We start from the raw sequence: 13,959 nt of genomic DNA on the forward strand, positions 1-13,959 counted from the left end.
GCCTTCGGGGCGGCGGTGGGCCAGGACGTACGCGTCGGGCGGTGCCCGGCCGCCGTTCGGCGGCAACCGCGCGCCGGGCTCATCGGCGAACCTCGTCCGATCGGGCGGTGCCCGGACGCCGTTCGGCGGCAACCGCGCGCCGGGCTCATCGGCGAACCGCACCCGGCCATCGTTCCCCGGCTCCTCGGGCAGGGTGAGCGACTGTTCGTCGAGGGCGAGCGACTTTTCGTCGACCCGGTCCCACGCCGGCGCCTCTGAGTGCGGGGTGCGTCTCACGCCAGTGCGTCTGTCCTCGACAGGCGTCTCATCCGGTGCGTCCGGACTCGGCGCACCCCTTCACCCCGCGTCCGCGGAGGCCGTACCGGGCGCCGGTGGGCGTGGACCAGGTGCGCCCACCCGCAGACCGTCCATCACCAGGTCCAGCAGACGTGCGGCGCGCGGCTGCCAGTCCCCGTGCGCGTCCATCTGCCAGAGGCCGGCGATCGCGAGGACGAAGTCGTCGGGGGTCACCCCCGGGCGGATGGTGCCCGCCCGCTCGTTGGCGTCGAGAAGGAGCGAGACGGCCGAGGAGACCGCGCCGTGCCCCAGCCGGGTCAGGGTGCCCCGGGTCACGGTGGACGCGCGCAAGGCCTCGGCCAGGCCCGCCTTGGCCATGGCGTACTGCGCCAGCCGGTCCATCCACTCCCGCAGGGCCCGGTCCGGAGCGCGGGTCTCCAGCAGCTGGGCCGCGGTGTCGGCGAGCTGCTGCACCTCGTAGCGGTAGACCTCCAGAACCAGCGCCTCCCGGTCGGGGAAGTTCCGGTAGAACGTTCCCTGTCCCACGCCCGCCTTCTTGGCGATCGCGCTGAGCGGGGTGTCCGCGGAGCGGGTCAGTTCCGCGAGGGCCACTTCGAGGATGCGGTCGCGGTTGCGCTGCGCGTCCGAACGCAGCGGGGTGTCCTTCTTCTGCCGCACTCGTCCCCCTTCCGCAAGCCCGTGGCGGTCCTGGCGGAGGCCGGGCCTTGATAAGTGGACAGCTGTCCGCTAAGTTCGGAGCTAGTGGACAGCTGTCCACTTAGGTTCACCATAGCGTGAGATCCGGCCACCGTGGACTGTTCGGTGCCCCTTTGAACCGGCCCCGCCCCGCGGGCCTGTGCGGGCGGCCCCGGCCCATCAGCCCCCCACCCACCAGCGCACAGCGCCATTCCTTCCCCCGCGACCCCGCGACCCCGCGACTCGGCGAAAGAAGGCTGATCATGGCCCCATCGACGTCCAGCGCCATCACTTTGAACATCAATGGCGAGAAGCACACGCTGCCCGTCGACCACCGCACCACCCTGCTCGACGCGCTGCGCGAGCACCTCGATCTGACAGGTACCAAGAAGGGCTGCGATCAGGGCCAGTGCGGCGCCTGCACGGTGCTGCTCGACGGGCGCCGGGCCGTCTCCTGTCTGCAACTCGCCGTCGCCGCGGAGGGCCGCGACATCACCACCATCGAAGGTGTGGCGGACGGGGAACGACTGCATCCGGTGCAGCAGGCATTCCTCGACCTCGACGGCTACCAGTGCGGCTACTGCACCCCGGGCCAGATCTGCTCGGCCCTCGGTGTGATCGAGGAGCACGCGGCGGGCTGGCCCAGCGCCGTGACCGCCGACCTACGGCCCGAGGCGGGCGTCCCGCCGCTCACCGCGGAGGAGATCCGGGAGCGGATGAGCGGCAACCTGTGCCGCTGCGGCGCCTACGTGTCGATCGTGCAGGCCGTCGCCCGTGCGGCACGGGACGGAGCCGTCCGTGCGGGAGGAGCCGCCCCGACCGTCCGTGCCGTGCGGTCGGACGGCACGGGACCCGACGTCATGGAATTCGGTGCCGGGGAATCCCGTGCCGCGGACTCCGTCGCCATGGACTCCGCCGTCCCGGGGACGGACGCGGCCGAGGAACCCGGCGGGACCGGAGCGGATGTCAAGGAGGCGGCGGCATGAGGGAGTTCGGCTACGAGCGGGTCTTCGACGTGGCAGGCGCGGTCGCCCTGCTGGGCGCCGACCCCGAGGCGCGCTGTCTCGGCGGCGGCACCAACCTCGTCGACCTGATGAAGAGCGGGGTGGAGAGGCCCGCACGCCTCGTCGACGTGCGTGAACTTCCCCTGGACCGGATCGAGTTCACTCCGGACGAGGGGCTGCGCATCGGTGCGACCGTCACCAACAGCGACCTCGCCGCGCATCCCGAAGTGCGGCGCCGCTACCCGGCGTTGGCGCAAGCCGTCCTGGCCGGTGCCTCGGGGCAGCTGCGCAACATGGCCACGGTCGGCGGGAACCTGCTCCAGCGCACCCGCTGCGGCTACTTCACCGACCTGGCGAAACCCTGCAACAAGCGTGTTCCCGGCAGCGGTTGTCCCGCCATCGAGGGCGAGCACCACAATCACGCCGTCCTCGGTGCCTCCGCGCACTGCGTCGCCACGCACCCCTCCGACATGGCGGTGGCCCTCACCGCCTTCGACGCCGTCGTGATGTACGAAACCCTCGACGGACCGGGCGAGTTGCCGCTCACGGAGTTCTATCTTCCGGTGGGCGACACTCCGCACCGCGAGACCGCCCTGCCGTCCGGCGCGCTGATCACCGGCGTCACGCTGCCCGCAGCCCCGGTCGCCGCCCGCTCCCGCTACCGCAAGGTGCGCGAGCGCGCCTCGTACGCTTTCGCGATCGGCTCGATCGCCGCCGCGCTCGACGTCCACGACGGTGTCGTGCGCGAGGTGCGCCTCGCCTTCGGGGCGGTGGCGTCCCGGCCGTGGCGTGCCCGGGAGGCCGAACGGGTGCTGCTGGGGGGACCGGCGGACGCCGACGCCTTCGCCGCCGCCGCGGACACCGAACTGGCCGGGGCGGAGCCGCTGCCCCACAACGGATACAAGGTGCCCCTGACGCGCAATCTCGTCGTGGCGACGCTGACCGAGCTCACCGAGGAGGCCGCCCGATGACCACGACGACCACGACGGCTACGACGACCACGACCACCACGGCGGCTATGGCGGCTACGACCACCACGGCGGCTACGACCACCACGGCGGCTACGGCGGCCACGGCGGTCGCGGCCGTCGGCACCGCGCGCACCCGGGTGGAGGGCGTGGCCAAGGTGACCGGAGCGGCCCGCTACGCCGGTGAGGTGCCGTATCCCGAACTCGCCCACGGCTGGCTGGTGCTGTCCACCGTGGCCCGCGGCCGTGTCCGCGCCGTGGGGTCCGCGCCCGTCCTCGCGATGCCGGGTGTCCTCGCCGTCCTGCACCACGAGAACGCCCCACGTCTCAACGGCGGTTACACGAACGCCTTCGGCGTGCCCGACCCGATCGCCCAGATCCTCCAGGGGGACCACGTACCGTACTCCGGCTGGCCGGTGGCCCTCGTCGTCGCCGAGACGCCCGAGCAGGCGAGGGAGGCCGCCGAGGCGCTCGTCGTCGAGTACGACGAGGAGCCGCACGACGTCGTGTTCGTCGCCGGTCTTCCCGGTGTGTACACGTCGGAGAGCTCCCCCGCCGAGACCAAGGGCGACCTGGAGGCCGAACTCGCCGCGTCCGCCGTCGTCGTGGACGCCGAGTACAGCACTCCGGAGGAGCACCACAGCCCCATGGAGCCGCACGCGGCGGTCGCGCGGTGGGACGGCGGCCGGCTCGAGGTGATCGACTCCAACCAGGGCAGCAGGTTCGTGGCCGACGAACTGGCCAAACTGTTCTCGCTCGACCCCGAGTCGGTTCGGGTGCGCTCCGAACACGTGGGAGGCGGCTTCGGTTCCAAGGGGACCCGCCCCCACTCCGTCGCCGCCGCGATGGCCGCGACCGTGCTGCACCGCCCGGTCAGGGTCGTCATGACCCGGCGTCAGATGTTCTCCCTCGTCGGCTACCGCAGCCCCACGGCGCAGCGGGTCAGGCTCGGCGCCGACGCGGACGGACGGCTGCGCGCGGTCGAGCACCGGGCCGAGAGCCTCACCTCGACCGTCCACGAGTTCGTCGAGCGGTGCGCCGAGTACGGGCGGGCGATGTACGGCTCCGACGCGCACCACTCCGTCAGCCGCGTCGTACGGCTCGACGTGCCGACACCGAGCTGGATGCGGGCCCCGGGGGAGGCACCGGGTTCCTTCGCGCTGGAGTCCGCGATCGACGAACTCGCCGAGAAGTGCGGCCTCGACCCGATCGAGCTGCGCCTGCGCAACGAGCCGGACGTGGGCCCCGTCTCCGGGCTGCCCTTCAGCAGCCGCAATCTGGTCGGCTGCTTCGAGGAGGGGGCGCGCAGGTTCGGCTGGGCGGGCCGTGACCCGCGCCCCGGAGTCCGGCGCGAAGGGCGCTGGCTGCTCGGCACCGGCACGGCCGCGGCCACCTTCCCGATGCTGTCCGCCCCGTCCACCGCGGCCGTGACGGCGGAGCCCGACGGCACCTTCACCGTACGGATCACCGCCTCGGACATCGGGACCGGGGCGCGGACGGCGCTCACCCTGGTCGCCGCGGACGCGCTGGAGACGGAGCCGGAGCGTATCCGGATGCGGATCGCGGACAGCGACTTCGGCCCGGCGATGATCGCCGGCGGCTCGATGGGCACCCGTTCCTGGGCCTGGGCGATCCGGGTCGCCACGGCCGAGCTGCGCGAGCGGCTGGTCCTGGGCGGCGCCGTCCCGCCGGAGGGGATCACGGCACGCTCGGACACCTCCCAGGCCGTCGGCGCGCTGCCGCCGATGGAACGGCACACCTTCGGGGCGCAGTTCGCCGAGGTCGCCGTCGACGTCACCAGCGGTGAGGTGCGGGTGCGCCGGATGCTCGGCGTCTTCGCCGCGGGCCGCATCGTCAACCCGCTGACCGCGCGCGGGCAGTTCGTCGGCGGCATGGTCTGGGGCCTGTCCATGGCGCTGCACGAGGAGGCGGTCCGGGACCGGGCCACGGGCGGCCATGTCGGCGCCGATCTGGCCGGCTACCACTTCGCCGCGCACGCCGACGTGCCGCACATCGAGGCGGACTGGGTGGACGATCCGGATCCGGACGACCCGGTCGGCATCAAGGGCATCGGTGAGATCGGGGTCGTCGGGGCCGCGGCGGCGATCGCCAACGCGGTCTGGCACGCGACCGGCGTACGCCATCGGAACCTGCCTATCCGCCCCGACCGGGTCCTGCTCGCGGGGACCGCGACGGAAGGGGATCACGGTGCTTGACCTCGCCGGCGAGCTGCACCGCTGGGCCGACGAGGGCCGGGACTTCGCCGTCGCCACGGTCGTGGGCGTCGGCGGCAGCGCGCCGCGCGGTCCGGGCGCCGCCCTCGCCGTGGACGGTCACGGCACCGCCTTCGGCTCGGTCTCCGGGGGATGCGTCGAAGCGGCCGTGTACGAGTTGTGCGTCCAGGCGCTCCGAGACGGCCGGACGGTGCTGGAACGGTTCGGACACAGCGATGCGGACGCGTTCGCGGTGGGGCTGACCTGTGGCGGTGTCATCGATGTCCTGGTCACTCCGGTGCGCGCGGACGCACCGGACCGAAAGGTGTTCGAGGCGGCGCTGGCGGCCGCGGCCCGCGGCGAGCCGGCCGCCGTCACCCGGGTGGTCCGGGGACCGGCCGGACTGCTGGGCAGGGCGCTGCTCGTCCGCCCCGACGAGACGTACGGGTCACCGGTCGAGGGAGGTCTCAGCGGGTCCCCGGCGCTGGACGGCACCGCGGCGGCGGAGGCCCGCGGCATGCTCGCGGCGGGGCGTACCGGCACGGTCGAGGTCTCCGAGGACGGTTCGCGGTGCCCCGGGGGCGTGACGTTGTTCGTGGAGTCCAGCGTGCCGCCGCCCCGTCTGATCGTCTTCGGCGCCGTCGACTTCGCCACGGCGCTGGTACGGGTCGGCAAGTTCCTCGGCTACCACGTGACCGTGTGCGACGCCCGCCCCGTCTTCGCCACCCGGGTCCGCTTCCCCGAGGCGGACGACATCGTCGTCGACTGGCCGCACCGCTATCTCCGGCGCACCGGGACCGACGAGCGGACGGTCCTGTGCGTGCTCACCCATGACGCCAGGTTCGACGTACCGCTGCTGGAGGCGGCCCTGCGGATGCCGGCGGCCTTCGTTGGGGCCATGGGGTCGCGCCGCACCCACGAGGACCGTGAGCGGCGGCTGCGCGAGGCCGGTCTCAGCGAGCGGGAGCTGTCCCGGCTGAGGTCCCCGATCGGGCTCGACCTCGGCGCCCGTACGCCGGAGGAGACCGCGCTGTCCATCGCGGCGGAGATCGTCGCGGCGCGGGAGGGCGGCACCGGCGCTCCGCTGACCGGCTCGCGGACGCCGATCCACCGTGACGGGGGCGGCGGCCCCGCCGACCATGCGACCGGGAAGCGGGAGGCCGCCTGACGGGTGCCGGCCGCGTGCGTATTCACGCGGTGGGACGTACCGGCGGCTCATGACGCGCCGGAGGAGCCGGGCGTGCCGGGCGTGCCGGCGGCTCATGACGCGCTGGAGGAGCCGGACGTGCCGGGCGTGCCGGAGGAGCCGGGCATGCCTGACGTGCCGGACGTGCCTGACGTGCCGGAGGCTCATGACGTGCCGGAGGAGCCGGGCGTGCCGGACGTGCCGGAGGTGCCGGGCGTGCCGGGCGACCCCGAGGAGCCGGACGTGCCGGACGTGCCGGACGTGCCGGACGTGCCCGAGGACGATGCCGAGCGTGCGAGCCAGTCGTACGCGGCCCGCGCGGTGAACTCGGCCTGGCCACCGCGCAGCAGCAGTCCCGCCGTGCCGAACGCCGGGTCGTCGGCCTGCGCGGTGACGTACGGGATCGCGAGGCAGCGCATCCCGGCCGCGTGCGCGGCCGCGGCCCCCGGGGCGGCGTCCTCCAGGACCACGCAGTCCGCCGGCGCCGCCCCCAGCCGGGCGGCCGCCTCCAGGAAGACGTCGGGGGCGGGCTTGCCGTGCGCCACCTCGTCGGCCGAGACGACGGTCGTCAGACGGGCCGCCAGACCGGTCCCCGTGAGGATCGCCTCGATGGCGGCGGCCGAGGAACCCGAGGCCACGGCCATCGGGACGCCCTCGTCGGCCAGCAGTCCGACGAACCTCCGCATCTCCGGATAGACATGCGTGGAGGCACGGGCCAGCTCCAGATAGCGGCGGTTCTTGTCGGCGAGCAGGACCTCCAGCGGAGCCCGCAGACCGTAGCGCTCCTTCCAGAGGGCGAGCGTCTCCCGGGTGCTGATGCCGACGTACTGTTCGTGGTCGGCCCAGGTGAAGTCGGTGACGCCCTGCGCGGCGAGCGTCTGCCGTCCGGCTTCGAAGTAGTTCGGCTCGCTGTCCACGAGAGTTCCGTCGAGATCGAAGATGACCGAGGTGCGGCCGAAAGCGCTCATGGGGTCCAGGATGCCAAGACCGCCCCCGCTCGCGTCAGCCGTTCGGCGTCCGGCCGATCGACTCCACCAGCGGCAGCACCCGGTGCGGTACACGTTCGCGCAGCGCCACCTCGGTGCGGGTACGTACGACGCCGGGCATGCTGATGAGCGACTGGATCACATCCTCCAGGTGGGCGTTGTCGCGCGCCACCACCCGGGTGAGCAGATCGCCGCCGCCCGTGATCGAGAACGCCTCGATGATCTCCGGTACGGCGGCGAGCGCGTCGCCCACCTCGTCGAGATGTCCCTGCGTGACCTCGATGTGCACGAAGGCCAGCACGGGATGGCCCAGCGCCGCGGGGGACAGCGAGGGACCCATGCCGGTGATCACCCCGTCCCGTTCCAGCCGGTCCAGGCGGGCCTGCAGCGTGCCGCGGGCGACACCGAGCGTGCGGGCGTACTCACGCACACTCGTACGCGGCTGCTCCAGGAGCAGCCGCAGGATCCGGGTGTCGAGCTCGTCCACGGCCATGGTGCGCCGGCCTTCCTGCCGCCTGAAGTGATCTTCACCGACTGTACCGACGGCTCCTTGCGCGGCCGATGGCCCCCTCGTGCGGCGGACCGGCCCTGACGGTGAGGACCCCAGGTCAGGTGTCGGGACCCGCGGTGGAGGACGGGGACTCGACCTCGTCCCAGCCGGCCACCGGGCCACCGTTCCGGGACAGCAGGACATCCTCTGGACGGACACGGTCGCCGTGACCGGTGCCGCCGTGACCGGTGTCGCCGTCCGGGAAGCCGTCGAGGGCCACCCGGATCCGCTCGGCGGGCAGGCCGTGTCCGAGCAGGGCACGGGCGGCCGCCCGGACCGTCGCCACGGGGCCGCAGACGTAGGCGGTGGTGTTCCCGGGATCGAACCGGGCTCCGTCCAGGAGAGCCGTGACGGCGCCGACGGGACCCTCCCAGGCGGGGCCGGGGTACTCGACGGCGACCGCGCAGTGCGGTGGGCCGTGCGCCGCCGACCAGGCGTGCGTCTGCTGGGCGTAGAGGATGTCGTCCGGGGTGCGGGCGCCGACCAGGACGTTCAGGTGTCCGTACAGCTGCGGGGCGGCGAGCGCGTCGAGGACGAGCGGCCGCAGTGGCGCCGGGCCGAGCCCGTCCGCGACGACCAGCAGGTCCTGTCCGACGGCCCTGTCGAGTTCCCAGCCGGTGCCGAACGGGCCGCGCAGACCGACCCGGCCGCCCGGCCGAAGGGCGCACAGCGCGGCCGAGACCGCCTCCGCCGACCGGACCGTGAGCGCGAGTTCGTGGCGGTCGATGCGGGACACCGGTACCGGGATCCGGCCCACCCCGAGGGCGTGCGCCAGGGCGTAGCGGCCGGGCGTGAACGGCGCGAGCAGTCCGGTGCCGGTCGGCGCCAGGGTGAGCGTGACGGTGTCGGCCGTCTCGTCACGCGCCTGGGTCACCTGATAGGGGAGGGGAACGTCGTCCATGGCCGGCCTCCGCTGCCGTAGGGGCGTACGTACCGGTACGAGGACCGTCCGGTCGCTTCACCGGAGGGGGCACCGGGCCGAGGGTGCTCCCTCCAGCGTGGACGCTCGAGCGGGCGGGCACCACAGGTCGGCCGGCCCCGGGCCCGGTGCACCGGGCCCACCTGCGGTGTCGTGCCTCTCGCCGGTTGCTTCCGGGCGCGGGGGTCCGGGTCTTCGGGGTGGTCGCGTCCGTCCATAGGGCCGTTCGGCCCCCGCCGGGGACCTGCGGCCCCTGCACCGCGGCCTTTCGGGACCAGAGGCTGGAAAGGGATCGTCGGCCCCGCCCAGGAAAGGGAGACCATGCCCCGCAGTGTCGCCGTCTTCGGTGGGCTTCCGGTCGTCGAGGTGCGTCCCGCTCCCGTAGCGGGCCACGGGCAGGTCCTGGTCCGGGGTGTCACCCGTCCGGCTCCGCGGCGGCCGGGGGCCCGGCGGCGGCGAACGGCCGTGCTCCGGCCGGGCAGGCCGCACGGGTGGCGCGAGCGGGGCCCGTCCGGCGGGCAGACGCCACGCGGCGAGCGGATCACCACCTCGGTGGCCGAAGCCGCCTTCGCCCTTTCCCACCCCGGGTTGCGGCCCGGCGGGAAACTCGTGAGGGTGGCCGTGCCGGCGTACCGCACGATCCGGGCCCCCGCCCACGGCACGGTCCGCGACGGCATCACGGTGACGGGACCCGCCCCCGGGACGCGGCACGATGCCGACGAGGTCCCCCGGCCGCACGCCGTGGACCGGACCGGCACCGTCCGCGGCACCCGTCCGCTCGCGTCCGCCGACGAGCCCGCCGACGAGGTGCCGCTCGGTCGGGCCAGGGCCGGGATCGTCCTCGATCCCGGCACGGGAAGGTGAGGATCTTGGAGCTTCCCCTCGTCGTGGGCGTCGACGGTTCCGAACCGAGTCTGCGCGCCGTGGACTGGGCGGCGGACGAGGCGGCGCTGCGCGGCGCCCCGCTGCGGCTGGTGAACGCCTCACTGTGGGAACGCTACGAGGGAGTCTCCCGCGCCACGGGAGCGGACCGGCCCTCGGAGCAGGTGATGGTGGAGGACGTCGTCGACGCCGCCGTACGGCGTGTCCGTGACCGGCGGCCCGGCCTGAACGTGTCCGCAGACGTCCTGCCCGACGACCCGGTGAGTGTCCTGCTGCACGAGGGGCACGCCGCGTGCGCGCTGGTCATCGGCTCGCGCGGGCGCAACGGGCTGGTCGAACTGCTGCTCGGCTCGGTGAGCCTCGCGGTGGCCGCCCGTGCCGACTGCCCCGTGATCGTGCTGCGCGGCGGCCACGAGAGCCGCCCGGCCGGGGAGCACCGGCGGATCGTCCTCGGCGTCGGCGACGGCCCGCACAGCTCCGCACCCGCGCGCTTCGCCCTCGAGGAGGCGCAGGCCCGCGGGGCCGCCCTGGACGCGGTACGGGCCTGGCGGTGGCCCGGCCGGGAACCGACGGACCAGCCGCCCGTCGAGGGGGAACCCGCCCGACGGAACGAGCGGCAGGCGGTGGAGATCCTGGAGTCGGTGCTCGGCGGACCCGCGGCGGACCATCCCTCGGTGGACCTCCGCCTGCGGGCCGCCGAGGGGCCCGCCCGCGGCGTGCTGCTGGCCGCCGCGGCCGAGGCGGACCTGCTGGTCGTCGGCGCCGAGCGGCACCACGGACACGTCGGGCTGCCGGTCGGCAGGCTCGCGCACGCCGTCCTGCACCGGTCCGACTGCCCGGTCGCCGTCGTCCCCGGCCGGGCGGGAACACCGTGACCGGGTCAGAGGCTCGCCGCGTGGTCGGGGACGTACGTCTGAAGATCGCGCGGCGGCCGCTCGTACCCGGTCGACGGCGGCCGGGGCGGCAGTTCGAGCACCGGCGGGGGCACCTCGTAGTAGGGCACCGAGCCGAGCAGATGGGCGATCATGTTCAGCCGGGCGCGGCGCTTGTCGTCGCTCTCGACCACGAACCAGGGAGCCTCCGAGATGTCGGTGTGCACCAGCATCTCGTCCTTCGCCCGGGAGTACGCCTCCCAGCGGGTGATCGACTCCAGGTCCATCGGAGAGAGCTTCCAGCGCCGCGTCGGATCCTTCAGCCGGCGCCGGAACCGGTCCTGCTGCACCGCGTCGCTCACCGAGAACCAGTACTTGCGCAGCACGATCCCCTCCTCCACGAGCATGCGCTCGAAAACGGGGCATTGACGCAGGAAGAGTTGGTACTCCTCCTTGGTGCAGAAACCCATGACGTGCTCGACACCGGCCCGGTTGTACCAACTGCGGTCGAACAGGACGATCTCCCCGGCGGCCGGCAGGTGCTCGACGTACCGCTGGAAATACCACTGGGTGCGCTCGCGCTCGGTCGGCCTGGGCAGCGCCACGGTCCGTGCGACCCGTGGGTTGAGGTGCTCCGAGACCCTTTTGATCGTGCCGCCCTTGCCCGCCGCGTCACGTCCCTCGAAGACCACCACGAGCCGGGCGCCCTCGGCGCGCACCCACTCCTGGAGCTTCACCAGTTCCGTCTGGAGCCGCAGCAGTTCCCGCTCGTACACCGCCCCCGGCAACGACGCCGTCCTCTTGCCGGCCATGCCGCCTCCTCCGCCCACTGACCTGCCCCGATGACTTCGGAGTCACCATGCCCAAGGTCCAACCGTCCAAGGTGGAACAACAGGACGCCACCGTACTGAGCGACGAGGAACTGCGCACCCTGGACGCCCACTGGCGGGCCGCCAACTACCTTGCCGTGGGCCAGATCTACCTGCTGGCCAACCCGCTGCTGACCGAGCCCCTGACCCCCGCCCACATCAAGCCGCGGCTGCTGGGGCACTGGGGCACCTCGCCCGGACTCAACCTCGTCCACACCCACCTCAACCGGGTGATCAGGGCCCGCGGCCTGGACGCGTTGTGCGTCTGGGGACCCGGTCACGGCGGCCCGGCCGTGCTCGCCAACTCGTGGCTGGAGGGCAGTTACAGCGAGACCTACCCGAACGTGTCGCGGGACGCGGCCGGCATGGAGCGACTGTTCAGGCAGTTCTCCTTCCCCGGTGGCGTGCCCAGCCATGTCGCTCCCGAGACACCGGGCTCGATCCACGAGGGCGGAGAGCTCGGCTACTCCCTCGCCCACGCCTACGGCGCCGCCTTCGACAACCCGGACCTGCTGGTCGCCTGCGTCATCGGGGACGGCGAGGCGGAGACCGGCCCGCTGGCCGCGTCCTGGCACTCCAACAAGTTCCTCGACCCGGTCCACGACGGGGCCGTCCTGCCGATCCTGCACCTCAACGGCTACAAGATCGCCAACCCGACCGTGCTGGCCCGCATCCCCGAGCCCGAACTCGACGAGCTGCTGCGCGGCTACGGCCACGACCCCATCCATGTCACCAGTGACGACCCGCACCAGGTGCACCGGGCCATGGCCGACGCCTTCGACCGGGCCCTGGACCGCATCGCGCTGATGCAGCGCACCGCCCGTGAGGACGGCGTGACCGAGCGGGTGCACTGGCCCATGATCGTACTGCGCACGCCGAAAGGGTGGACGGGTCCCGCGGAGGTCGACGGCCTGCCCGTCGCGGGGACGTGGCGCGCTCACCAGGTCCCGCTGGCCTCCGTGCGGGAAAACCCGGAACATCTGCGCCAGTTGGAGTCCTGGCTGCGGTCCTACCGCCCCGAGGAACTCTTCGACGCCGAGGGCCGGCCCGTCGCCGAGGTCCTCTCCTGTGTCCCGGAGGGAGCGCGCCGGCTGGGCGCCACCCCGCACGCCAACGGCGGTCTGCTCGTCCGCGACCTGCCGGTCCCCTCCCTGGACCGCTTCGCCGTACCCGTCGACAAGCCGGGCACGACCCAGCACGAGCCCACCCGCATCCTCGGCGATCTCCTCGAACAGGTCATGAAGGACAGCGCGCACCGCCGCGACTTCCGGCTGGTGGGCCCCGACGAGACGGCGTCCAACCGGCTGGACGCCGTCTACGGCGCCAGCGGCAAGGCATGGCAGGCCCAGACCCTCCAGGTGGACGAACACCTGGACCGGCACGGGCGGGTCATGGAGATCCTCTCCGAGCACATCTGCCAGGGCTGGCTCGAGGGCTATCTCCTCACCGGCCGGCACGGCCTGTTCTCCTGCTACGAGGCCTTCGTCCACATCGTCGACTCGATGGTCAACCAGCACATCAAATGGCTCAGGACGTCGAGGGAGTTGTCGTGGCGTGCCCCGATCGCCTCCCTGAACTACCTGCTCACCTCGCACGTCTGGCGCCAGGACCACAACGGCTTCTCCCACCAGGACCCCGGCTTCGTCGACCATGTCCTCAGCAAGAGCCCGGAGGTCGTACGCGTCTACCTGCCGCCGGACGCCAACACCCTGCTGTCCGTGGCCGATCACGTGCTGCGCAGCCGCGACTACGTCAACGTCGTCGTCGCGGGCAAGCAGCCCTGCTTCGACTGGCTCTCCATGGACGAGGCGCGCGCCCACTGCGCCCGCGGCGCCGGCATCTGGGACTGGGCGGGCACCGAGAACGGCGGGGAACCGGACGTCGTCCTCGCCTGCGCGGGCGACGTCCCCACCCAGGAGGTGCTGGCCGCCGCCGACCTCATCCGGCGCCATCTGCCCGAACTCGCCGTACGCGTCGTCAACGTCGTCGACATGACCCGGCTGATGCCGCACGAGGACCACCCGCACGGGATGAGCGACCGCGAGTACGACGGACTGTTCACCACCGACAAGCCGGTGATCTTCGCCTACCACGGCTACCCCTGGCTCATCCACCGCCTCGCCTACCGCCGCACCGGCCACCCCCACCTGCACGTCCGCGGCTACAAGGAGATGGGCACCACCACGACCCCCTTCGACATGGTCGTCCGCAACGACCTGGACCGCTACCGCCTCGTCATGGACGTCATCGACCGGGTCCCCGGCCTCGGCGTCCGCGCCGCCGCCGTGCGCCAGCGGATGGCCGACGTCCGCACCCGCCACCACGCCTGGATCCGCGAACACGGCACCGATCTGCCCGAGGTCGCCGACTGGAGCTGGACCGGCTGACGACCGGCACCCCGTGGGTGGCGAGGAGGAGCCCACCGTCGTGACCGCACACCCCGAGCGGGCTTCCGACGCCCGAGGGGCACCGGGCCGAGGAGCGCCGCCGCACACCGTCCGCCCGGTGTGCGGCGGCGCTCCTCGGCACCGGCGGGTC

General features: G+C 73.2%; 10 protein-coding genes and 2 pseudogenes. 7 read left to right on the forward strand and 5 right to left on the reverse strand.

The features are described from left to right. Nucleotides 1-336: 336 nt before the first annotated feature. Nucleotides 337-954: a TetR/AcrR family transcriptional regulator gene (locus tag ACFVTC_RS01545; protein WP_390122794.1), complete on the reverse strand. Its 618-nt coding sequence runs from the start codon at nt 952-954 to the stop codon at nt 337-339. 281 nt (nt 955-1,235) lie between these two features. Between ACFVTC_RS01545 and ACFVTC_RS01550 the strand changes: the two are divergent. The 4 genes and pseudogenes from ACFVTC_RS01550 to ACFVTC_RS01565 all read left to right on the forward strand — a co-directional run. Then, nucleotides 1,236-1,781: pseudogene (locus ACFVTC_RS01550) on the forward strand ((2Fe-2S)-binding protein); the annotation flags it as partial. Nucleotides 1,782-1,954: 173 nt separating this feature from the next. Beyond that, nucleotides 1,955-2,947 (forward strand): FAD binding domain-containing protein, encoded by a 993-nt coding sequence (locus ACFVTC_RS01555; RefSeq protein ID WP_390122796.1) that lies wholly within the window; start codon nt 1,955-1,957, stop codon nt 2,945-2,947. A gap of 47 nt (nt 2,948-2,994) precedes the next feature. Continuing rightward, nucleotides 2,995-5,160, forward strand: a complete 2,166-nt coding sequence (locus ACFVTC_RS01560; RefSeq protein WP_390123729.1) for a xanthine dehydrogenase family protein molybdopterin-binding subunit — start codon at nt 2,995-2,997, stop codon at nt 5,158-5,160. After that, complete coding sequence (locus ACFVTC_RS01565; RefSeq protein ID WP_390122798.1) at nt 5,153-6,325, forward strand: XdhC family protein; 1,173 nt, start codon at nt 5,153-5,155, stop codon at nt 6,323-6,325. The genes ACFVTC_RS01560 and ACFVTC_RS01565 overlap by 8 nt, the downstream gene beginning before the upstream one ends. Before the next feature lie 305 nt (nt 6,326-6,630). Here the strand turns inward: ACFVTC_RS01565 and ACFVTC_RS01570 are convergent. The 3 genes and pseudogenes from ACFVTC_RS01570 to ACFVTC_RS01580 all read right to left on the reverse strand — a co-directional run. Beyond that, nucleotides 6,631-7,311, reverse strand: a pseudogene (locus ACFVTC_RS01570) (HAD family hydrolase); the annotation flags it as partial. 34 nt (nt 7,312-7,345) lie between these two features. Next, nucleotides 7,346-7,822 carry an Lrp/AsnC family transcriptional regulator gene (locus ACFVTC_RS01575; RefSeq protein ID WP_168526827.1) on the reverse strand — a complete coding sequence of 159 codons (477 nt, stop codon included), beginning with the start codon at nt 7,820-7,822 and terminating at the stop codon, nt 7,346-7,348. A 115-nt stretch (nt 7,823-7,937) separates the two neighbouring features. After that, nucleotides 7,938-8,780, reverse strand: a complete 843-nt coding sequence (locus ACFVTC_RS01580) for an oxidoreductase (protein WP_390122800.1) — start codon at nt 8,778-8,780, stop codon at nt 7,938-7,940. 339 nt (nt 8,781-9,119) lie between these two features. Here ACFVTC_RS01580 and ACFVTC_RS01585 point away from each other — a divergent pair, with 339 nt between their 5' ends. Then, entirely contained in the window at nt 9,120-9,662 is a 543-nt protein-coding gene (locus tag ACFVTC_RS01585; protein ID WP_390122802.1) for a hypothetical protein, read from the forward strand. A gap of 5 nt (nt 9,663-9,667) precedes the next feature. Continuing rightward, nucleotides 9,668-10,555 carry a universal stress protein gene (locus ACFVTC_RS01590; protein ID WP_390122805.1) on the forward strand — a complete coding sequence of 296 codons (888 nt, stop codon included), beginning with the start codon at nt 9,668-9,670 and terminating at the stop codon, nt 10,553-10,555. Nucleotides 10,556-10,560: 5 nt separating this feature from the next. Here ACFVTC_RS01590 and ppk2 read toward each other — a convergent pair whose 3' ends face one another. Then, nucleotides 10,561-11,364, reverse strand: coding sequence for a polyphosphate kinase 2 (gene ppk2 / locus ACFVTC_RS01595; protein ID WP_390122807.1), 804 nt, complete (start codon nt 11,362-11,364; stop codon nt 10,561-10,563). 47 nt (nt 11,365-11,411) lie between these two features. On the opposite strand from ppk2, the gene ACFVTC_RS01600 reads away from it, so the two are divergent. Then, entirely contained in the window at nt 11,412-13,808 is a 2,397-nt protein-coding gene (locus ACFVTC_RS01600; RefSeq protein ID WP_390122809.1) for a phosphoketolase, read from the forward strand. Nucleotides 13,809-13,959 lie beyond the last annotated feature (151 nt).

The organism is Streptomyces sp. NPDC057950, assembly GCF_042887295.1.
Classification (GTDB): Bacteria; Actinomycetota; Actinomycetes; order Streptomycetales; family Streptomycetaceae; genus Streptomyces; species Streptomyces kaempferi.

What these genes read in the sequence shown, in the direction of transcription:
- ACFVTC_RS01560 (WP_390123729.1), top strand. Translation starts at nt 2,995, where the DNA reads ATGGCGGCTACGACCACCACGGCGGCTACGACCACCACGGCGGCTACG.
- ACFVTC_RS01575 (WP_168526827.1), bottom strand. Translation starts at nt 7,822, where the DNA reads ATGGCCGTGGACGAGCTCGACACCCGGATCCTGCGGCTGCTCCTGGAG.
- ACFVTC_RS01600 (WP_390122809.1), top strand. Translation starts at nt 11,412, where the DNA reads ATGCCCAAGGTCCAACCGTCCAAGGTGGAACAACAGGACGCCACCGTA.
- ACFVTC_RS01555 (WP_390122796.1), top strand. Translation starts at nt 1,955, where the DNA reads ATGAGGGAGTTCGGCTACGAGCGGGTCTTCGACGTGGCAGGCGCGGTC.
- ACFVTC_RS01580 (WP_390122800.1), bottom strand. Translation starts at nt 8,780, where the DNA reads ATGGACGACGTTCCCCTCCCCTATCAGGTGACCCAGGCGCGTGACGAG.
- ACFVTC_RS01585 (WP_390122802.1), top strand. Translation starts at nt 9,120, where the DNA reads ATGCCCCGCAGTGTCGCCGTCTTCGGTGGGCTTCCGGTCGTCGAGGTG.
- ppk2 (WP_390122807.1), bottom strand. Translation starts at nt 11,364, where the DNA reads ATGGCCGGCAAGAGGACGGCGTCGTTGCCGGGGGCGGTGTACGAGCGG.